The 20,669-nt window shown below is 70.7% G+C and carries 17 protein-coding genes; 5 read left to right on the forward strand and 12 right to left on the reverse strand.

Features of this window, described 5'->3' with window-relative positions:
- The 3 genes from LXT23_RS48820 to LXT23_RS48830 form a co-directional block, all read right to left on the reverse strand.
- On the reverse strand, positions 1–181 hold a 181-nt coding region (locus tag LXT23_RS48820), incomplete at its 3' end, for a hypothetical protein (protein WP_253987434.1).
- Between the two features lie 93 nt (positions 182–274).
- On the reverse strand, positions 275–1,246 hold the full coding sequence (locus tag LXT23_RS48825) for a cysteine hydrolase family protein (RefSeq protein ID WP_253987435.1): 972 nt from the start codon (positions 1,244–1,246) through the stop codon (positions 275–277).
- A 51-nt stretch (positions 1,247–1,297) separates the two neighbouring features.
- Positions 1,298–2,740 carry a nicotinate phosphoribosyltransferase gene (locus LXT23_RS48830; RefSeq protein WP_253987436.1) on the reverse strand — a complete coding sequence of 481 codons (1,443 nt, stop codon included), beginning with the start codon at positions 2,738–2,740 and terminating at the stop codon, positions 1,298–1,300.
- Between the two features lie 422 nt (positions 2,741–3,162).
- Between LXT23_RS48830 and LXT23_RS48835 the strand changes: the two genes are divergently transcribed.
- Entirely contained in the window at positions 3,163–4,305 is a 1,143-nt protein-coding gene (locus tag LXT23_RS48835) for a TonB C-terminal domain-containing protein (protein ID WP_253987437.1), read from the forward strand.
- Here the strand turns inward: LXT23_RS48835 and LXT23_RS48840 are convergent.
- Entirely contained in the window at positions 4,302–5,366 is a 1,065-nt protein-coding gene (locus LXT23_RS48840; RefSeq protein ID WP_253987438.1) for a hypothetical protein, read from the reverse strand. The genes LXT23_RS48835 and LXT23_RS48840 overlap by 4 nt on opposite strands.
- 15 nt (positions 5,367–5,381) lie before the next feature.
- Positions 5,382–7,883 (reverse strand): type VI secretion system Vgr family protein, encoded by a 2,502-nt coding sequence (locus tag LXT23_RS48845; RefSeq protein WP_253987439.1) that lies wholly within the window; start codon positions 7,881–7,883, stop codon positions 5,382–5,384.
- 182 nt (positions 7,884–8,065) lie between these two features.
- Between LXT23_RS48845 and LXT23_RS48850 the strand changes: the two genes are divergently transcribed.
- Both LXT23_RS48850 and LXT23_RS48855 read left to right on the forward strand, forming a co-directional pair.
- Complete coding sequence (locus LXT23_RS48850) at positions 8,066–8,788, forward strand: class I SAM-dependent methyltransferase (protein WP_253987440.1); 723 nt, start codon at positions 8,066–8,068, stop codon at positions 8,786–8,788.
- On the forward strand, positions 8,772–9,533 hold the full coding sequence (locus LXT23_RS48855) for a VanW family protein (RefSeq protein WP_253987441.1): 762 nt from the start codon (positions 8,772–8,774) through the stop codon (positions 9,531–9,533). The genes LXT23_RS48850 and LXT23_RS48855 overlap by 17 nt, the downstream gene beginning before the upstream one ends.
- Positions 9,534–9,540: 7 nt before the next feature.
- Here the strand turns inward: LXT23_RS48855 and LXT23_RS48860 are convergent, their stop codons facing one another.
- From LXT23_RS48860 to epmA, 3 genes are read right to left on the reverse strand one after another with little or no spacing between them, the layout of a single operon-like run.
- Positions 9,541–10,230, reverse strand: a complete 690-nt coding sequence (locus LXT23_RS48860; protein WP_253987442.1) for an inorganic pyrophosphatase — start codon at positions 10,228–10,230, stop codon at positions 9,541–9,543.
- Entirely contained in the window at positions 10,227–10,964 is a 738-nt protein-coding gene (locus tag LXT23_RS48865; protein ID WP_253987443.1) for a lysophospholipid acyltransferase family protein, read from the reverse strand. The genes LXT23_RS48860 and LXT23_RS48865 overlap by 4 nt, the downstream gene beginning before the upstream one ends.
- Entirely contained in the window at positions 10,961–11,965 is a 1,005-nt protein-coding gene (gene epmA, locus LXT23_RS48870; protein ID WP_253987444.1) for an EF-P lysine aminoacylase EpmA, read from the reverse strand. Before epmA ends, LXT23_RS48865 begins: the two co-directional genes overlap by 4 nt.
- 30 nt (positions 11,966–11,995) lie before the next feature.
- Here epmA and LXT23_RS48875 point away from each other — a divergent pair, with 30 nt between their 5' ends.
- Entirely contained in the window at positions 11,996–13,780 is a 1,785-nt protein-coding gene (locus LXT23_RS48875; protein WP_253987445.1) for a chromosome segregation protein SMC, read from the forward strand.
- Between the two features lie 67 nt (positions 13,781–13,847).
- On the opposite strand, the gene LXT23_RS48880 is transcribed toward LXT23_RS48875, so the two are convergent.
- The 4 genes from LXT23_RS48880 to LXT23_RS48895 all read right to left on the reverse strand — a co-directional run bounded on the left by LXT23_RS48880 (position 13,848) and on the right by LXT23_RS48895 (position 19,122).
- Positions 13,848–14,900 carry an SPFH domain-containing protein gene (locus tag LXT23_RS48880; protein ID WP_253987446.1) on the reverse strand — a complete coding sequence of 351 codons (1,053 nt, stop codon included), beginning with the start codon at positions 14,898–14,900 and terminating at the stop codon, positions 13,848–13,850.
- A 201-nt stretch (positions 14,901–15,101) separates the two neighbouring features.
- A complete protein-coding gene (locus LXT23_RS48885; protein ID WP_253987447.1) occupies positions 15,102–15,902 on the reverse strand; it encodes an ABC transporter permease subunit in 801 nt (266 codons plus the stop codon).
- Positions 15,903–15,907: 5 nt separating this feature from the next.
- The gene (locus LXT23_RS48890; RefSeq protein ID WP_253987448.1) at positions 15,908–16,825 is read right to left on the reverse strand and encodes an ABC transporter ATP-binding protein; all 918 of its coding nucleotides are present in this window, start codon (positions 16,823–16,825) and stop codon (positions 15,908–15,910) included.
- Positions 16,822–19,122 (reverse strand): ArnT family glycosyltransferase, encoded by a 2,301-nt coding sequence (locus LXT23_RS48895; RefSeq protein WP_253987449.1) that lies wholly within the window; start codon positions 19,120–19,122, stop codon positions 16,822–16,824. Before LXT23_RS48895 ends, LXT23_RS48890 begins: the two co-directional genes overlap by 4 nt.
- A gap of 271 nt (positions 19,123–19,393) precedes the next feature.
- On the opposite strand from LXT23_RS48895, the gene LXT23_RS48900 reads away from it, so the two are divergent.
- Entirely contained in the window at positions 19,394–20,665 is a 1,272-nt protein-coding gene (locus LXT23_RS48900; protein ID WP_253987450.1) for a hypothetical protein, read from the forward strand.
- The last annotated feature ends 4 nt before the right edge of the window (positions 20,666–20,669 follow it).

Here is a 20,669-nt window from a genome sequence, read left to right on the forward strand (position 1 = left end):
GCGCGTCCTGGCCCACCAGGTCCGCCACCACCAGCGGCTCCCCGTCCAGCGCGAAGAAGTCCACCCGGAAGTCGTACAGCCGGCTCAGCCCCTCCGTGCCCGACAGCCCGGAGACCCCCAAGGCCTCCGGGCCGTGGGCTCCTATCTGCAGCGAAAACGCGGGCGCATTCTGTCGGGACATGTCTCCCCCTTGCCGGCAACGACCGAGACAAGGCGGAAGGCTACTTCACGGAGCCGACGCGAAAGGAGCCTCCCACCCCGCCGGTCCGGCGCCTCAAACGTCGAGCACGTCCGTGGTGCGGACCACGCGCATGCCCGCCGCGCGGAAGTCGCGAATCGCAGCCTCCGCCACGCGGGGGAAGTCGAGCGCGGGCGGCAGCGGGTCCAGCGGCGGCGCCGGCACGGGGCTCATCGCATCCTCGAGGATGAACACCCGTCCCATCTTCGAGCGGTCCGTCCGCTCGATGTGCTGCCGCAGGTCCTGCAGCGTGGACAACACGCAGTGAGACTTCGCCTGTCCAAAGACATACACCCGGTCGAACGACATGAGGTGGTCGAAGAGGCGCGTGTTGAACTCCCCCACCTTCTGTCCCTTCACCTCCGTCACCTCGGGCGACAGCACGGAGTAGTTCTCCGTGAGCGGGTGCTCGCCCTTGAGCTCGAAGTGCGTCGGCGTGTCGCGCACCAGCGCATGGAACAGGCTCGCCTCGTACACCGCCGGCACCAGCGCGTGGCTCAGCCCGCCGAGCAGCGCGTGGAAGGGCCAGATGGTGAGCACGTACCGCCCGCTCGCCTCCAGCCGCTCGCAGTAGGCCAGGCTCTCCTCGGGGAAGCGGGTCGCCTGCCAGCGCCCCGCCCGCACGTCCGCCGCGGTAATCACCGACAGCGGCGGCGGCGGCCGGCCCTCCGCGTCACGCCACCAGGCCGGGTGGAAGATTTGAAACGCCCGATGCGTGTCGAGCGAGAACACCAGCTCCGTCACCCGGTCCAGGTGCGAGTAGAGCCAGCGCAGCGCGCGCTGCGTGTCCTCCACCGCGCCGGGGACGAAGAGGCTGGCGCCGGGGGTGCAGAAGGCCACCTGCACGTCGATGCCGAAGGCGGCGATGCGCAGCGTGTCCTCCCGGGCCGGGCGGACGCGGTGCTCGGCGGCGTAGCGGCGGGCCTCGTCGGCCACCTCCGCGCCGCGCTCCAGCTGGAGCTGGCCGGCGCGCGCGTCCTCGTGGAAGCGGGGCATGGGCAGGGGCATGGGGTCCTCGCGAAGGGGGTCCTGGCGGAAGGAAGATGGGGACGGAGCGCGTCAGCGGCCCTGGGGGAAGTGGCGGCGCGTGAGCTCCTCCACGAGCGCCTTCGTCGCTGGCGTGTAGCCGATGCGTGCCTCGGCCGCGGCCTCTTGCGAGCCCACGAGCGACGGCGCCTCGGCCGGGCTGTCCATGAGCGGGAAGTAGCCCTCGGGCACCGGCTCGCCCTCCTGGCCGACGAGCCCGATGGGCCCCGAGCCATGCCGGCGCCGGAACAGGACGGGCGTGCCGGGGATGCTCTGCTTGCCCTCGGCCAGCTCGTTGCCGAACTTCATCACCGGACGCGAGCCCGTGCGCGACAGCTTGTAGATGGCCGCCACCCTGTCTCGCGTGAGCGGGCAGTCCATGGTGCGGGCGACGATGTGGCCACCGTAGCCGTAGAACTGCGCGGTCGGCTCCCACGCCACCTGCCGGCGGAGCTCCTCGAACTCGCGGGTCGCCTGCGCGTCCAGGCCGTCCTCGAGGATGTGCACGGGGCGGATGCCCAGGTCCCTCGCGCGCGTCACCGCGTACAGGTACTGGAGCTTCTTGTTGCCCGAGTCGAAGCGGATGGAGTCGTGCGAGCTCGGGTCCTCGCGGATGAGCTGGAAGGCGGCGGGGATGCCGGAGGTCAGCGTGTCGAAGGTGTCCAGCAGGTAGCTGGAGCGGCTGGGCCGCCGCTCGCGCATCGCGCGGAAGGCCGCGTCGTCCGAGCCGTAGCGCTGCACGTGCTCGTGGCCCATGGTGCCCACGGGAATCATCCCCAGCTTGCGCGCGCCCTCCACGTTGCTGGTGCGCTGGACGCCGGCCTCCTTGCAGGCACGCAGCGCCAGCTCGTGCTGCTCCTGGCACGTCGCCGCGCGCAGGCCCACCTCGAAGATGCGGGCGGGGTCCTCGACGATGTCCACCAGCTCCTTCACCGTGGCGCGCACGCGCTTGAGGTATCCCTCCGAGTCGACGGTGATGGGCACGCCCCTCACGCCGACGGCGTCAAGCGTCTCCAGGGCAATGGCCTTCTGCTCCTCGCAGGTGACGGTGGCCAGGGAGCGGGCCACCGCGTCGCGGTCGGCCAGGGCCTGGGTGGCCACCTGGACGCGGAAGTTGAGCTGGAGCAGCAGCGGCTCCACCCAGGACACGAGCGCGGAGGGGCCGGTGACGGTGAGGATGGGCTCGCGGGGGTAGAAGAGCGCGCCGCGAGGAATCGCGCGGACGGTGAGCTTGTCCTTGCGGAGGATGGCGGCCTTGAAGCCCACGCCCATCTCGTAGTCGTAGCGGCCGAGGAACTCGTAGTCCTCGGGCCGGGGCTCGGGGAGCAGCGCCTTGACGTAGGCGGCCAGGTCGAGCGGCATGACCTGGAGGCCGCCCTTGCGGTGCGAGTAGTAGAAGGTCTCCTGGCGCAGGGGCCAGCCCGCCTCCGCCATGCTGAACTTGTAGCCATCCGTCGCGAGCAGCGAGGTCGACATCCTGGGTGTACTCCTTCGTGTAGGAGAGCCTAAGCGCGGGAGCGTGTTCTTTCCTACCCTTGCCCTGCGCTTTCGCGGGCGCCGTGAGGGAGCAAGGTTAAAACCAGGGGCCCATGTCGCCGGCTCCCTCTCGACGACTCGTCCTCGCGCTCGCCGCCAGCCTCGGTGCTCATGGACTCCTCCTCTGGTTCTTGGTGGAGGGAGCCACACCGGCGGTGCGTCGTCCCCCACCACCGCCGTTGTCCAGTGTGGAATGGGTCGAGGTCGAGGTGGCGAAGCCGCACGAGGCGCCGAAGCCTCCGGCGCCGTCCTCCCCCGCCCCACCCCGTGCCGTGAAGGAGCGGCCCAGGGAGCAACCTCCCGCTGTCGCGCAGGCCCGACCGGAACCGCCGACACCTCCTGTCGCCGAGTCCCCTGCCAGCATGGACGGGCCGCCCGCCGCCGCGCCCCGGGCGGACCTGTCGCCCCCGCCAGCGGACCCACCGCGGGTCCGCGACGTGCCGCGCGCCGATGCGCCTCGTGCAGACGTGCCCCCTCCAGCGGACCGTTCGCTCGCCCGCGACGTGCCGCGTGCCGATGTGCCTCGCGCAGCCCCGCCACTTCCACCGGACCGTCCGCTCGCCCGTGACACGCCGCGCGCCGATGCGTCCCGCGCAGACCTGTCACTCCCTCCAGCGGACCGACCGCTCGCCCCCGACGCGCCGCGCGCGGAGGCACCCCGAGCGGACCTCTTCCCTCCACGGGACATTCCCACCGCGGAGCCCGCCCCCGCTCCCGGCTCACGGCTGCTGCTGGCGGCGCGCGCGGTGACGGCGCCAGTGGCCCAGGGTGACGCGGTCGCCGTCCTGGACGCGGGAGTCCCGGACCCACAACCGCCCTCTGCGCAGGCGCTGGTGCAGGACCTCGTCTCGGAGAGCGTGGGCCGGGGCAAGGTGGACCGGGGGCTGGTGCATCCGTACTTCGGCCAGCTCGGCAAGGCGCTGGTGAAGGCGTGGGACGCGGACCGCTCGGTGCAGGAGCATGGCCTGCAGGGCTACTTCGACATGGGCATGGAGCGGAGCCGTGCGTACTCACGCATCTGGCTGGAGCGCGCGGAGAACTACGGCGCCTCGGGTGCGTTCGCGAAGAAGGACACCCCGGAGGAGAACCGGCGCAGGCCCGCCAGCGTCGTGGGAGACACCGCGCTCCAGGCGCGCCGCGAGATGCGCAAGCAGATGCGCGAGGAGTTCCGCGCCACCCGCCGTGCCGTCATCCGCGTGGTGCAGGACGGCCAGGGCCGCCTGGTGGACGTGCAGCTCGTGGAGCCCAGTCACCAGCCGGAGGTGGACAAGGAGGCCATCAAGGACGTGCGGGCCGCCGCCGAGCAGCTGCCCCCTCCACCTCCCGAGGCCGTGGGCAACCGGGAGCACATCGTCAGCCTGTGGCAGTTCGAGCTGATCATCTCCATCAGCCCGCCCATTCCCTCGTTCACCTTCGAGTTCGACGAGGCGCTCGGCTTCATCGACACCCGCATGCCGCTGGACCGCCGCATCTACAAGCGCGTGCGGCTGCTGGAGGTCCGCTAGGGCCGCTGCACCTGGACGCGGACCGTGCCGCGAATCGTCTCGTAGCCGCCGAAGGCGTTCGCGTTGTCCTTGGCAATCTTCAGGTAGTACCAGCCGCCCTTGAGCCCGGACCACGTATACGACTGCGTCTTGCCCACGGCGAATGTCGCGGTGCCGATGTCGTCGTCGATGCCGTCGTTGCGGCACAGGGTGATGTAGAGCTTGTTCGTCGCCTCGTAGAAGCTGTGGGTGAGGTACCGCGAGTCCGACACCGTCACCATCACCTTGCCGTTGTTGGCCACGCCGACCTCGGTCGTCCCGGCCAGCGAGGAGTGCAGCTCGAAGGGCTTCTCGAAGCTGTCCAGCGGCTTGAGCGCGATGAAGCGCGGGACACGGCCCTCGCCGTACTGGCGCCAGAGTTCCGTCGTGTCGTAGCCGCCGAACAGCCGGCTGCCGCCCTTGCTTGCGTCGGAGGCATGGATGCCGGCATCCCCGTCCGCCGCCCCGTCGTTCACCTCGCGGTAGGACGTCCGGCCCGTCCACGCCTTCACCGGCAAGTCCAGGTGCGTGGCCAGGTCCTGCGCCAGCACTCCATCATCCGAGTACGAGGCGGTGTTGCAGGAGTGGAACTCCACCTGGCAGTCCGCGGTGAAGGCCTTCTTGTTCAGCCCGGGGACCTCGGAGGGCTTCAGCCCATAGTTGGCCTTGCCCTCCCAGCCATAGCGCAGCGTCAGCTCCCCGGGCAGGCCGTGGCTGTAGACGCGCAGGGCCTTCACGCTGTTCTCCGGCAGCTTGCCGAGCGCCTTGGCCAGCGTGTCCGTCTCGGTAATCCACTGGACCTTCGCGGGCGCGAGCTTCGCCTCCACGTCGGTCAGCTTGACCTCGCCCGCCTCGTAGCCCGTCTTCTCCACGAGGCACAGGGTGCAGTCGTCCATGCCGCGGTACATCGCCGCCTCGACGAACTGGAAGGGGTGCTTCGCCTTGATTTCCCCCGGAGCGGGCGCACCGATGACGTAGACGGTCATCTGCGCCACGCTGAGCTGGAGGGGCCGGCCGGCGGTGATTCTCAGCTGCGGTGCCATGGTCGCGTGTGCCTCTCAGCCCTCGGTGAGGAAGCCTTCCAGGCCAGGGAAGGAGATGTCGTAGGAGCCGGGGAGCATCTCCTCCACCTTGGCGCAGCCGTTGCCGTCGAGCGTCCCCTTCTTCACGGTGCCGTCCTTGAGGGTGATTTCGAAGGCCTGGTTCGCCAGCGGCTGGCCCCCCGGCGTCTTCACGGCGATCTCCACGGAGGCCATCGCCTTCTTCGGCTGCGGCAGGGCGTCAATCTTCACCTTGTCCACGGAGCCGCTGGACACCGAGCCCGCCGCCAGCAGCTGGACCTTCGCGCCCTTCGCCTTCAGGTCCGTGCCCTCCAGGGTGATGGTCTTCCCGAAGAACTGCACCTTCCCGGACTTCTCCACCCGCAGGTAGACCTTGCCGCCCACGATGATGGAGAGCGTGTCCGCCTTCACGTCGAACGTCTTGGCGAGCCACGCCAGCCCGTCCTTGATTTCCAGGTGCGAGTCCCGGCCCACCTGCTCCGTGAGGTCCTTGCCCACGGTGAGCGTCATGCCCTTGGCGACCTCCGTCTGCGAGTCGCCACCGGCCTTCAGCAGGGTGTCCTTGCTGACGGTGAGCTGCTTCGAGCCGAGCACGAACTCGGTGTGCAGGCCGCCCACCTCGGTGCTGCGCAGCCCGCCGGTGGCCTCGTTGTAGGCCAGGCCCACGGTCACCGCGTAGGCCGCGCCGATGGTGGTGGCCTTCGCGGCCCCCACGCTCTCCAGGGCCCCCTGGGCCACGAAGTGCTTTTGCCCCCTGGCCACCGTCATCGTCTGGTTGCCCTCCACCGCCTCGTCATGGCTGGCGGCGGTGCGCGTGCTCCGGTTGCCCTGGACGGTGAGCGTCTGGTTCCCCTCGATGGCGGCCACGTCGTCGCGCTGGACGTCCAGCTTCTGGTTGCCCTCCACCGTGCGCTTGCGGTCCTTCTTCACCAGCAGGTCCTCGAAGCCGAACACCTGCTGGTCCTTGTCGTTCTCCGTGACGAGGTCCTCGTCCTTCTGCGCGTGCGTGAAGACCTCCTCCTCGCCCGCGGCATCCTCGATGCGCACCTCATTGAAGCCGCCGCTGCCGGGACTGGACGCGCTCTTGTTGGTGGACTTCGTCTTCTCGTCCGGGAGCGCATACGGCGTGGCGTTGGTGCCGTTGTACACGGCGCCGGCGATGAGGGGCCGGTCCGGGTCGCCCTCGAGGAAGCGCACCAGCACCTCCTGGCCGATGCGCGGCAGCCACACGTGGCCCCAGCCCACGCCGCCCCACGGCTGCCCCACGCGCACCCAGCACGACGACTTGTCGTCCTGCTTGCCTTCCCGGTCCCAGTGGAACTGCACCTTCACGCGGCCGTGCGCGTCGGTGTGGAGCTCCTCGCCGTCGGGGCCCACCACCGTGGCCGTCTGCAGGCCGGGAATCACCGGCACCGGCGTGAGCTGGCGCGGGCGGAAGGGCGTGCCCTGCGGCAGCAGCTGGAAGTGGTTGCGGTACAGGCCCAGCAGCGACTCGCTCCCGGTGTTCGTCTCCGGGTGCGTGCCCGAGTGCGTCACCTCCGTGAGCAGGTACTCTCCGGCGAAGGTGCCGTCCTCGGGCGTGTCCACCTCCAGCACGTGGCCGGGCACGAGGCGCGGGGAGATGCTCTGCCCCACCAGCGTGCGGCCGCCCATGCCCGCTGCCTCCATGCGCACCCGGGCGGTGTTCTTGCCCGCCCCCGGGCTCGCGTGGCCGGCGGGGTAGTCGTAGAGCTCCAGCGCGGCGAGGCCCTTCGGGTCGGTCTTCTTGCCGGACACGTCCAGCACCGGCTTCTCGAAGTCGAAGTCCTTCACGTGCACCGCGCCCGGGCGCAGCCGGTGCACCAGCTCCAGGCGGGAGAGGAACTCGCCGCTGTAGGCGCGGCCGTCGTCCGGGCGCACGGGCAGCACGGCGCCCCCGGGCAGCGGCGGGTATGCCGACGGGGCGTCCACCACCACCAGCGTGTGGGCCTCGTCGGTGTGCTCGAAGTAGTAGGACAGCCCCTCCCACTCCATGAGGCGGCTGAGGAAGGTGAAGTCCGACTCGCGGTACTGCACGCAGTACTCGCGCGGGGCACAGCTGCCGCTCAGCGCCAGGCGGAACTCCACGCCCGCCGCCTCCAGCACCTGCTTGAGGATGTCGGGCACGGACTTGTTCTGGAAGATGCGGCAGCCGTTGGCCTGCGTCAGCCGCCACAGCGTCGGCGCCACGTAGGCCCGGTAGCGCCTGCGCCCGCCGCGCTCCCCCAGCGCCTCCAGCGCGCGGACGTACCCGTGCACGTACCGGGGCTCGGCGTCCCGCACCTCCACCGTGAGCAGCGCGTCCCGGCCCACCATGTCCGCGGCCTGGAGCGGCTCGCCGTCCCTGGGGTGGAAGTCCACCCGGAAGTCGAACAGGCGGCTCAGCCCCTCCGTGCCCGAGAAGGCGCCGACGTGCAGCGCCTCCGCACCGTACGAGCCGACGTGCAGCGTGAAGGCCGTTGGTCTTCCTGAACCCGCCATGGTCATCATGTCTCCCCAGCAGCCACGGACACGGACGTTCCTGTGGCGGGCTGGCGCGCGCTCCGGGTGTCCCTCCCTCGAAGCGGCAGGCATGTTTTACCATGCGGCACGGACACTCACGACCGCGCCTGCCCGCCTGCCTCATCCACATGGGGCCCGCGTGGTATCGTCACCCGAGCCACATGGACGCTCCGTCTTCCTCCCGCCCTGACTCGCAGCGAGAACCGCTTCTGTCGGAACTCCGTGAAGTCATTGCCTACTACGACAGCCTCGCGCCCACGTACGACGCGGCGCGGTTCGGCAACTCGTATGGCGCCTACCTGGACGGACTGGAGCGGCCGGTGCTCCGCGGGTGGCTGCGGGGCGAGCGGGTGCTGGACCTCGGGTGTGGCACGGGGCGCTTCCTGGACCTGGCGAGCGAGGGGCTCGATTTCAGCCCGAAGATGGTGCAGCTCGCGCGGGAGCGGTGGCCGGGCAAGCCCATCCACGAGGCGCCCGCCTGGAGCATCCCCGCGCCCGACGGCGCCTTCGACAGCATCTTCTCCCTTCACGTCTTCATGCACCTGCCGGCCCACGTCATCCAGCTCGTGCTGGACGAGTGCTGGCGCGTGCTGCGCATGGGCGGGGTGATGGTGTTCGACTTCCCGGTGGCGCTGCGGCGGAAGCTGGTGGGCCACCAGCCCCCGGGCTGGCACGCGGCCACCACGCTGTCCGAGGCGGAGCTCCACCATCTGTGTGAGACGCGCTGGCGGCTGGCCGAGCGGCGCGGGCTCGCGCTCGCGCCGGTGCACCGCCTGCCGCAGCCGCTGCGCCCGCCGCTGATGGTGGCGGAGCGGCTCCTCGGGCGCACGCCGCTGAAGCACCTGGCCTCCTATCAGCTGGTGAAGCTTGAGAAGCTGGACTGAGCTGCTCCGGCCGCTCGTGCCCGTGCCCGTGCGGGTGCGGGTGGCGCTCACGCGGCGCGCGCTGCGCGACGTGCGCTCGGGGGCGCGGTGGAGCATGGTCGGTGTCGGGTCGGCCGCGGCGGTGGAGGCGTGGCCGGAGCGGGTCTCCGTCTCGCAGTCGCTGGGCCGCTCCTCGTACCTCGAGGGCAAGCGGCACAACCTGGCGCTCGCCATCCGAAGGCTGCAGGACGTGCGCGTGCCGCCGGGCCGGCTCTTCTCGTTCTGGCGGCTGGTGGGCAGCCCCTCGCGCCGCCGGGGCTTCGTCGACGGGCGCAACCTCGTGGGCGGCGCGCTGATGGCGAGCGAAGGCGGCGGCCTCTGCCAGCTGTCCGGCCTCATCCACCTGATGGCCCTGCGCGCGGGGCTCCAGGTGGTGGAGCGGCACCCGCACTCGGTGGACCTCTACACGGAGGAGACGCGCTTCGCGCCGCTCGGCTCGGACGCCACGGTGGTGTACGGCTACAAGGACCTGCGCCTGCGCAACGTGCTCCCCTTCCCGGTGGCGCTGCGCTTCCACCTGGAGGAGGACCGGCTCACCGGCTCGCTCCACGCGCCGGCCCCCGTGGAGACCTTCGACGTGGAGTTCGTCACCCGGGACGCGCCGGACGCCCGGCACGTCACCGCGTGGCGGCAGCGGCCGGGGGCCAGCGCGAAGGACCTGCTGGGCACCTCCCGGTACGCCAGGCCCGCCGCGAAGGCCCCCTGAGCGCGGCTCAGCTGGCGCGAGCCTTCCGCGCCGCCCGCGCCGGCCGGGCGCGGCTCATCGTCACGTTGGACTTGGGGCCGTAGAGCCGCTCGTAGTCCTTCATGCTGCGCTTGATGACCTCGAGCGCCTCGGGCTGGTCATAGACCTCGGCGATTTCGACGCTGCGCTTCCCCTCGCCCGGAATCTGCTTGTAGGTGAGGAAGTAGTGCTTGAGCCGGTCCAGCAGCGCGCGCGGCAGCTGCGCGATGTGCTGCAGCTCGCCGTACACCAGGTCGGACTCCAGCACGGCGATGATCTTGTCGTCCGCCTCGTTGCCGTCGACCATCCGGAAGCCGCCGATGGGCACCGCGCGCACCAGGAGGTTGCCGTTGGAGATGACCTTCTCCGTCAGCACGCAGATGTCGATGGGGTCCTTGTCGCCGAGGATGTCCTTCTTCCCCGTGCGCTCGGCGCAGCGCTTCGCCACCAGCTCGTCGCAGTACGTCTGCGGGATGAAGCCGTAGAGCGTGGGGCACTGGCTGCTGAAGCGCTGGGGCCGGTCCAGCTTCAGGATGCCGGACTCCTTGTCCAGCTCGTACTTCACGGCGTCCGTGGGGACGATTTCGATGTACGCGGTGACGATGGAAGGGGCTTCCTCCCCGGGCGTGATGCCGTGCCACGGGTGGGCCTGGGATGTGGTCTGTACGGGCTTCTTCATGGAACGTCTCCCGAGCGCTTGCACGCCTCGGCATAGAGTTGAGCGACCGCGTCCTCCAGCCGGCGCGTGAGCGCGTCGCGGTCTTGAATCGTCAGGCCCTGCGTGGGGATGGGCTCGCCCACCACCAGCGCCACGCGCTGGCCCCACCGCACCGCCCGGCCTCCCTTGGGAAGGATGAGCCGTGTCCCCGACACGGCCATGGGCACCACCGGCACGCCCGCCTGGATGGCGAGCATCGCGGCCCCCTTCTTGAACGGCCGCAGCCGCCCGTCCTCGCTGCGCGTGCCTTCCGCGAAGAAGAGCACGCTCACCCGCTCGCGCAGCGCCTTGACGGCGTCGGACAGGCGGGCCCTGTCTCCCGCGCCCCCCGTGCGCTCCACCGGGATGTTGCCCGCCAGCTTCATCGCCGCGCCGAAGACGGGAATCTTGAAGAGCTCGGCCTTGGCCACGTAGCGCGTGTGCTTGTGGATGTGCGCGAAGTTCACCAGCGCGTCGTAGTGCGACTGGTGGTTCTGCACGAAGACGACGTGGCCGTCCGCGGGGATGTGCTCCACCCCCACCGCCTCGTGCCGCACTCCCGCCGAGGCCAGCACCGAGCGCGCCCACAGCGTCAGCGCGCCGTCCGCGTCCTTCGCGTCCCGCAGCGACAGCACCGACACCACGGTGCTGAACACGCCCGTGAGTCCCACCGCCGCCGTGCCGGCGAACGCCGTCTGCAGGAGCTGTCGAATCACACGAACTCGTGGGCGGGGAACAGGAGGACGTCCGAGATGCGCTGGACCCCGAGCAGCAACATCAGGATTCGGTCGAGCCCCACGGCGATTCCCGCCGAGGGCGGCATTCGACCTACCGCGTCAAGGAACCGCTCGTCCAGTGGATACACGGACCGCCCCAGCCGACGCCTGAGTTCCTGTTCTTCCACCAGGCGGGCCCGCTGCTCCACGGGGTCCGTCAGCTCGGAAAACCCGTTCGCCAGCTCCAGGCCCTTCGCGTAGAGCTCCACCCGCTCCGCCACCGCCGTGTCCCCGGGCTTCAGCCGGGAGAGCGCCGCCATGGACGCCGGGTACTCGATGAGGAACGTGGGCCGCTCGAAGCCCAACCCGGTTTCCACCTTTTGCAGGAACAGGTGGAAGAACACGTCGTCGAAGCTCTCCGAGTCACCGGTGCGCACCCCGGCGGCCTCGGCCGCGCGCTTGAGCGACGGCCCGTCCGAGTGCACGCGGATGTCCACGCCCGTGGCGCGCAGCACCGCGTCGCGCACCGTCAGCCGCTCGTAGGGGGTGCGCGTGAAGAAGGCCGGGTCCGCGCCGGGCTCCCCTTCCGGGGCCGAGCGGCCGGCCTCCGCGAGCGCGCCCTCCAGGTCCTCCATGATGGCGTGGTAGTCCGCCCGGGGCCGGTAGAACTCCAGCATCGTGAATTCCGGGTTGTGCGTGAGGGAGACCTCGCCGTTGCGGAACACCTTGCAGATCTGGAAGAGGGGCCCGGCCCCGTCGGCGAGCAGGCGCTTCATCGCGTACTCGGGGCTGGTGTGGAGGTAGAGGGTGCGGGCGCGGCCCACGTCCGTCTCCGGGATGAAGCCGGCCTCGAAGGCGTTGATGTGCGGCTCCATGCCGGGGGTGGGGATGAGCAGCGGCGTCTCCACCTCCAGGTAGTCATGGGCGGCGAAGAAGCGCCGCAGGGCGGCGTAGAGGGCCTGGCGGCCCCGAGCGGCCCGCCATTGAGAAAGGTTGGGCATGGGCTCCGGGCAAGTAACATGAGGCACCACATGCACCCAAGGATTCCCCTGCTGCTCGCTGTTGCCTTCTGCATCAGCGCCTGCCCCAAAGGTCCACCGGCGGATTCCCGCGAGCCGCTGTCCGAGCAGCAACGGCTGAGCGCGGACGTGAAGGCCCTGTCCACGCAGGCGGAGGCGCTGCTGGAGGCGCAGCACCGGCTGGTGTGGGTCTTCTGGACGGAAGGGCGCCACGTGGACGTCGCGGGGACGTACGCGGGCATGGAGGGGCTCTTCAGCATCGAGAGCATCCGCAAAATCGACCGGCTCCGGCAGCTCACGACAGACGCGCGCGAGGTGCGCGCGCTCACCGCGCTGCACTCGCACTTCGCGGGGGAGTACCTGTCGCGCTCGCTCGCGGAGTTCAACGACGCGGCGGCCAACCTGGAGGCGTCCCTCACCTTCACGGTGGACGGCAAGGAGCTGCACTACCGCGAATTGGAGCGGCTGCTCGCCAACGAGCGGACGGTGACGCGGCGGCGGGCGATGTACGCGGCGGCCACGCCGGCGCTGGAGCGGCTCAACCAGACGCTGCGCCGGCGCGAGGAGCGCGCGGAGGAGCTGGTGCGCGAGCTGGGCTTCTCCTCCTACGAGGCCTTCGGCGGCGAGCTGCGGCAGGCGGACCTGGCGAAGCTGAGCCTGCTGGCGGAGGAAATCCTCCAGGCCACGCAGGCGCCGTACCGGGTGGTGATGGAGCGGCTGAGCCAGCGCGAGCTGGGCATGGCCTTCAAGGACATCACCCGCGCGGACATCCCCCGGCTGTTCCGCTCGCGCGAGGTGGAGGACGCCTTCCCCAAGGGCGAGTCGCTGCTCAAGGCACACGGCACGCTGGCGGGGATGAACATCGACCTGAGCGAGCTGCGCAACGTGCAGATTGACTCGCGGGACTTGCCGCGCAAGCGCTTGCGGCCGCTGGCGCTGGCGGTGCGGGTGCCGGACGACGTGCGCCTGTCCTTCAAGCCGGGCTCGGGCGTGCTGCACCAGGGGCGGGTGCTGCACGAGTTCGGCTACGTGCTGCACGCGGCCTTCACGAAGGAGCCGCGCTTCGAGCTGGCGCGGCTGGGCAACCCCACGGTGAGCAAGGCGTACTCCGCGCTCTTCGCGGACCTGGTGGAGGACCCGGTGTGGCTGGAGGAGCACGCGGGCGTCGCGGGCGAGCAGCGCTCGAAGTACCTGGCGGCCTCCAGCGCGCACAAGCTGTACCTCATCCGCCACGCGGCGGGGCGCCTGCTGTACCAGCTGGAGCTGCACCGGCGCGCGGAGGCGGACCCGAAGGAGCTGTACCGCGAGGTGATGTCGCGCACGGACGACATCCCGATGACGGACGAGGACGTGGCGCGCTACCTGGTGGACCAGGAGGACTTCTTCCAGTCCGCGGACAACTTCCGCGCGTGGTTCCTGGCGGGGCAGCTCCAGGCGCAGCTCAAGGCCCGCTTCGGCCCGGCGTGGTGGCGCTCTCCGCAGTCCGGTGAGTTCCTCAAGGGGCTGTGGGCCAAGGGCAACGCGCTGTCCGCGCGCGAGGTGGCCGAGGCGATTGGCGAGAAGGGCATCTCCCCCGACGTGCTGCTCTTGCGCCTGGGCACCACGCTGCAGGTGCCCATGAAGCTCAACCTGGAGGGCGTGGAGGACGCCATCCTCCCCGCGGCCCCGGGCCTGGAGGACTTCACCCAGCCGCCCCCTCCCCCGGGCCTGGAGGAGTTCACCCCGCCGCCGGCCGGGCAGCAGCCGGCCGCGCCGAAGCCCGGCACGCCCCAGGCGGGCACCGGCGACGGACGCTGAAACGCACAGGGCCCCCATCCGCGGTGGATGGAGGCCCTGGTGGTTTCTCAGTGACTCAGCGCGGGGACTACAGGAGCTTCATCAGCTCCGCGCGCTTGGCGTTGTACTCCTCGTCGGAGAGCACGCCCGCGTCCTTCAGCTCCTTGATTTCCTTCAGGCGCTGCGCGGGGCTGCGCGTGTCGGACGGAGGGGCCGCCTGGGGCGCCGGGTCCGGCTGGCGCTGCTGCTGCTGGTTCTGGTTCATGAACTGCTGGGCCATGCCGAAGCCCATGCCCATGCCCATGCCACCCAGCGCGTTGCCGGCACCGCCGCCGCCGTCGCCGCCCTTGGCCATGCCCTCGGCCGCGCCGAGCATTGCCTGGCCCTGCGCGTACTGCTGGAAGCCGCCCGCCAGGCGCGAGTACGCCACGTCCTTGGACAGCTTCTTCAGCGTCGCCTCGTCCTCCGGCTTGATGCTGACGTGGAAGTTGCCCATCCGCACCACGGTGAGGCCGTAGGAGTCCACGTGCGGCTTCAGCCCGCCGATGACCTCGGTCTCGATTTCCTCCGTGTACGCGCCGCTCGTCACGTCGAGCAGGGGCCAGCGCTTCTTCACCAGCAGCTCGGCGATGCGGTCGCGCGTCACCTTGAGGACCTGGTTCTTGAACCAGCCGAGCAGCTCGTCGTTGCCCGTGCGGCCCATGCCGACGAGGCCCACCACGAGCTTCTCCGGGTCCGTCACGCGGATGGAGAAGTCGCCGTACACCATGGTGCCGATGCCCAGGCCCGTCTCCGGGTCCCTCACGTCACCGATGGGGCCGCCGAACTTCACGCCCGCGAACTCGCGCACCGAGACGAAGAAGACCTCGGAGATGAAGAGGTTGCCGCCGGTGAACTTCTCCAGCAGCCGCGACAGGAACGGGATGTTGTTCGTGTCCAGCGTGTGGCGGCCGGGCCCGAGCTTGCCCTCCACCTTGCCGTCCTTCACGAAGAGGGCGACCTCGTCCGCGTCGACGGTCAGCTGGGTCAGCATCCGGATGTTGTTCTCCGGATACTTGTAGATGATCTCGCCCTTCGCCGTGTCCGCCCGGGCGATGAAGTTCCGCTTCGCCTCGCCCTTGATGGTGTCGAAGATACCCATTGCTAGTCAGCGCCTCCGTGGCCGCGTCGGCAGCCGGTCAACCCGTGCCGCCACCCGCTCCTCTTAAGAACGTGGCACCCGCGACGAAAGCGCGCCCGCCTTCGCCCGGTTGCCCGCCCGTAAGATGCCAGTTTCACTGACGATTGCCTAGCCGCTCGCCCTCCAGCCGGCCCGCCACGGCCCGGAACCGGACGCAAGAGGTCAGCCCCAGCGGCTCACCAGGCGCTCGCGGTCCAGCAGGCGGATGCTGGCCCACAGGAGGAAGGCGTCCAGCACCAGCACCACGGCGCCCTGGAGGGCGTAGTAGGCCAGCCCCGCCTTGAGGAAGCCGGCCACCTGTCCGCCCACCATGCCCACCAGCGGCAGCACGACGAGGGCGGACAGCTGCTGCGCCATGCGCGCCTCGCTCACCCGCGCGGAGATGAGCACCGCCACCCCGTTGCCGAAGAAGGCGAACAGCGGCGCAATCACGAAGACGCCGAACGTCCACAGCGCGTTGGGCATCAGCGGCATCTGCACCAGCGGCCACGCGACGATGTCCACGCCCACGCAGAAGAAGATGAAGGCCACCCAGGTAATCGCCACCGCGGGCACCAGCGCCGCCAGGCTCTTGCCCGTCACCAGCTCCGCCGCCGTTACGGGCGATGCCAGCAGGGGCTCCAGCGTCCTGCGCTCCTTCTCCCCCGCCACGCTCTGCGAGGCGATGAGGATGGGGACGAACACCGGCATCACCAGGAACATCCCGAACCAGTCGGTGAGCGTCTTGTCGATGAGGAAGCGCGCGGCGCTCGCGCCCAGCGGCAGGCTGGGGTCATAGAAGAGCGCCACGCTGCGCAGGTCCGCGTGGTTGGGCGTGCGCACGTAGGACCAGACGACGCCGATGGGCACCAGCACCATGACGGTGGGCAGCACCGCCATGGAGACCAGCAGGCCTACGTTCTTGCGCAGATCCAGGAAGTCCTTCCAGAACACCGCCAGGGCCCGCCGGTGACGAAACGCCATGGGCCTCAAGCCCTCCCCTCTTTGAGCAGGTCCAGGTAGACCTCTTCCAGCGGCCGCTGGGCGGGCACCGCGCTGTGCACCCGCGCGCCCGCGCCCACCAGGCACGCCAGCACGTCCGGCGCGTGGCCCTCGTCCGCGAGCATGACGCGCAGCCGCTCGCCCTCCGCGAGCACGTTGGGCGCGAAGGGCAGCGAGGCCAGCGCGGGGCGGAAGCGCTCCGCCTCGCCCTCCACGCGGACCTCCAGGGCCTGCCCCGCCCGCCGCAGCTCGCGCACCGGGCCCAGGGCCAGCAGCGTGCGCTTCACCACGCCCACGCGCTCGCACAGGCGCTCCACCTCCGACAGGTTGTGCGAGCACAGGACGATGGTGCGCCCCTCGGAGGCCAGCTCCGCCACCGCGTCGCGCACGGTGCGCGCGGACTCCGGGTCCAACCCGCTGGTGGGCTCGTCCAGGAAGATGACCTGCGGGTCGTGCACCAGCGTGCGGACGATGGCCAGCTTCTGGCGCATGCCCTTGGAGAAGCCACCCACCGGCTCCTCCTCGCGCCCGCCCAGCCCGAAGCGCTTGAGGTAGTCGAGCGTCCGCGGCCACGCGCGCGCCTCGTCCAGCTCATGCAGCTTCATGAAGAAGCGCAGGTTCTCCCGCGCGGTGAGCCTGTCGTAGAGGCCGGGCTGCTCGGTGAGCAGGCCCACCACCTTGCGCAGCGGCTCGCCGTCGCGGTCCACGCGGTGGCCCCAGACGGTGGCCTCGCCCTCGGTGGGGCGCAGCAGGCCGGTGAGCATCCGCACCGTCGTCGTCTTGCCGGCGCCGTTGGGGCCCAGCAGTCCGAAGACCTCGCCGGGCCGCACGTGGAAGGACAGGCCCTCGACGGCCGTGCGGTCCCCGAAGCGCTTGCCGAGGCCCTGGACGTGGATGCCACTCAATCGACTGTCACCAGGACGAACTTGTTGTTGATGTCGCGGTCCACGGGGGTGACGACCTTGTCCGAGCCCACCGTGGTGCGCAGCAGGTTGAGGCGGCTGTGCTCCACCAGCACCCACTCGCGGCCGGGCCGCATGGCCAGGCTGCGCATGCGCGTGTTGGCGTCGCTGCTGCGGTACTGCTCCACCGTGTTGCGCGAGTAGAGCGTCTCGCCGCGCCAGTTCATCATGTACGCGACGATGGGCTCGTCCGCCTTGCGCTGCGCGTAGTACCGCCAGAACAGGTCGCGCTGCGTCCAGTGGTGGGACAGGTCCACCCAGTGGCTCCAGTTGAACCAGAGGGCCACGCCCGCCGCCAGCGCCCAGAAGGTGCCGAACAGCATCACCCGCGCGCGCAGCAGCGAGGCCACCACCGCCATGGCGCCGGCCACCGCGAAGGTGAAGCCCAGGGTGCTCTTGATGTTGACGGGCTCCGCCAGCGCCCTGAGCAGCGAGTCCTCCGCCACCGGCGCGCGGAAGCCGCGCACCGCGAGCGCGATGCCCGCCACGCCCAGCACCGCCGCCATGGCCAGCAGCGACGTGCGCCCCGCGGTGCCCGGACGCCGGACCTGCCAGCCGAGGAAGCCGGCCACGGCCGCCAGCGCCACACCCACCAGCCCCTTGGTGGACACCTGGGCCTGCGAGGCCACCGACACCAGCGTCGCCACGCCCGCGAACAGGAGGCCCAGCGCCACCGCGCGCCCGCCCGGCGTGGCCTTGTCCTTCGCGCGCGGCGAGAAGGCGTCGAAGGAGAGGTAGATGCCGAAGGCCAGCAGCACCAGCGTCACCAGGTCGCCCGTCCACAGCGGGCGCGAGGCGAAGAAGGCGATGGGCTTGGTCACCAGGTCGTGCGGGTAGGCCCGGTCGTAGTTGTAGACGAACAGGTCGGTGAAGTGCTTCGGGTTCTCCGACAGGTCCTTGCCCACGAGGATGAAGAGGACGAGACCGAAGATGAGGCTCACCGCGTGGGCGGAGATGCCCTCCTCCCACAGCCGGTCCACGAAGAGGGCCAGCAGGATGGCCAGGCCCGGCAGCACCGGGAAGATGTAGTGGTGGAACTTCGTGGCGCTGGAGGCCAGCAGCCAGAAGGAGAAGGCCACCCACAGCACGGCGATGACGGCCAGGTGGTCCGCCTTCTTCTCCGAGCGCAGCTTGAGCCGCGCGACGACGGCGAAGGCGCCGGGCAGCAGGGCCACCCAGGGGAAGATGGCGTAGCCACCCTGCTCGATGAAGTAGATGAACGTGCCACCCGGCGTGGTGGTGTGCACGCCCGCGGTGAGGCGGTTGAGGTGGTCGTGGACGAAGAAGCGGTACCAGAAGAGCTTGCCCTCGTCGTCCACGCTCTCGAAGAGCGACAGGGTGACGTACCAGGGCGCGGCCACCGCGAGGAAGACGAGGATGCCCGTGCCCAGGTGCATCCGGAACATCTGCCCCCAGAGCACCGGCATCGGCTGGCGGCCCTCGCGCACGTCCTTGCGGAAGGCGCGGCGCGTCAGCCACTTGAGGTGGGCCCCCAGGCTGGCGCCATCCCAGGGGATGACGGCCAGCGCCGCGTAGAGCACCAGGATGACGGCGGGCAGGCCCACGCCCAGCAGGCCCTTGGCCAGCGTGCCCAGGCCGGCGAAGAAGTAGAAGCCGTACCACCACGCGGAGCGGTGCTTCGTCGTCTCATCCAACTGGCCGATGAGCGCGCACGCCATGGCGCAGATGAACGTGGTGACGAAGGGCGTGTCCGTCACCGTCTGCCGGGTGAGCAGGAAGTACAGCGGCATGGTGGCCAGGATGAAGCCGGTGGCCAGGCCCGCGCGCCGGTTCACCACCCGCGACACGGCCAGCGACAGCAGCGCCACCGCGGCGATGCTCAGCAGGGCGAAGGGCACGCGCATGCCCCACTCGGTGAACAGGCCCAGCGCGCCGTCGGTGCGCACGGTGCCCACCACCTGCATGCCCAGCGCCTGCATCCACATGGTCAGCGGCGGCTTGGAGAAGAACCACGCGCCTTCCCAGAAGGGGTACACGTAGTCGCGGCGCTCGATCATCATCCGAGCCACCTCGCCGTAGTGCGTCTCCCAGCAGTCCCACAGCCCCACCGCCCCCAGGTAGGGCAGGAAGAGCAGGGCCGCGAAGCCGGCCGTGGAGAGCACGACGCGGGTGCTGGACGGCAGCGCCAGCCAGCGCTGGGCCCACTTCGTCGAGAAGGTCTCCTTGCCGAGAACGGCCTCGGAGAAGGTCTGCGCCTGCTGTTCGCCTTCGCTCGCCACGGGCTGAAGCTCCTTGAGTCGTTTCGGGCGGATGGCCCGCGTACCTCGCGCGGGCCGCGGCCTTATATCCCCGCGGGCCCCGTCGGTCGACCGGTGCCACCGGTCACCGCCGTGTGTGCCGGCCTGCGCGCATTGTGCAGGAGCCTGCACGGAGTGGGGAGCCCAACCCCGCGAAAGCCCGCCCTGCGGCCGGGGGCACGGGCCTTGTAACGGCTGGCCCCGCCGGCCCTTCCCGACCTTCTCTCCCGGGCCGCGCCGTCGAGGAGACATCATGCCGGTTCCCGCAGTGGCCCTGGGGTGCGCCCTCCTGCTCGCGCAGGCCGAAGGCGACGCGCCCCTGGAGGCCCGGATGAAGGACGTCCTGTCCCAGGTGGAGCTCGGGCTCGCCAGCCCGCCCGTCATCCAGCCGCCCGCCTCGCCGCTGCCCATCCAGGAGTGGACCCGGGGCACGGTGTGCCTGACGCTGCCGCCGACGAAGGCGGTGCCCTCCGGGAGGTGGCGGGCACAGTGCGACGACGCCACGCGCCGGTGCCTGGTGGCGCCCATGTACGAGCTGGACGCGGAAGGACAGGAGACGCCACGTCCGCTGGAGCGGGTGACGGCCTGTACCGATGAGTCCTACGTCGACGACTCACCGCGCCTCAAGACGTACCGGCTGGAGCCCGCCGTGGCCGACGCTCCGCCCGGCTGGTACCGCGACGAGCGCGGGCGGGTGATGCAGTTCAACTTCGACCTGCACCGGCGCATCTGGCTGGGCGGCGCCTGGGCGCCGCTCGTGCGCGACGGCGAGGTGGAGGGCCGCATGCGCGCGGACTTCGGCATCGCCCACGAGGTCTCCGCCGACGAAGGCAAGCGCCTGCATCGGCTCCGCTTCCTGGAGACGGAGCTGTACCTGGGCGAGCCGTCCTTCGACGCCACGGCGCTGCGCTACGACTTCAGCGTGGAGCGCGACGAGCCGCTCTTCCGGGTGACGACCTTCTTCGGCGAGCCGAGGCGGCATGACATCCACATCAACCTGGGCGTGTGGCTGGAGGTGTTGCACGCGGAGGAGCTGGAGCGCGGCGCCACGGAGGCGGGCTTCCTCACCTTTGGCGCCGTCCACGCCACGCTGGACCTGTGGCACTCGAGGGACCTGGTGTCCTACGTGCGCGTGCGCGCCGGCCCGTCCGTGGAGCGCGACTACAAGAATGGCTTCAGCACACTGGTGCCGGGCGCGGCGCTGGAGGGCGACCTGACGCTGGACCGCGACGGCTTCCACCACCTGCGCCTGGGCGTGGAGGCGGAGAAGGTGCTGCTGGCCCCGTCGGTGGAGGGCCGCCCGCCGCGGCCGGAGCGGCTGCGCGCGTACGCGGGCTACGAGCTCATCCTCCTGGCCATCAACGACCAGCCCCTGAGTCTGGTGGTGGACGGGCGCGGCGCGTGGCGCAGCGACCTGGCAGACGTCCCCGCGCGCTGGGAGTGGTCCGGCTCCGCGGGCCTGCGCTTCTCCCTGTGGGCCCCGGCGCGCCGCTCGGCGCCCATGGGCGCGGCCGCGAGGGAGTAGGCGC

The organism is Pyxidicoccus xibeiensis (genome assembly GCF_024198175.1).
GTDB lineage: Bacteria > Myxococcota > Myxococcia > Myxococcales > Myxococcaceae > Myxococcus > Myxococcus xibeiensis.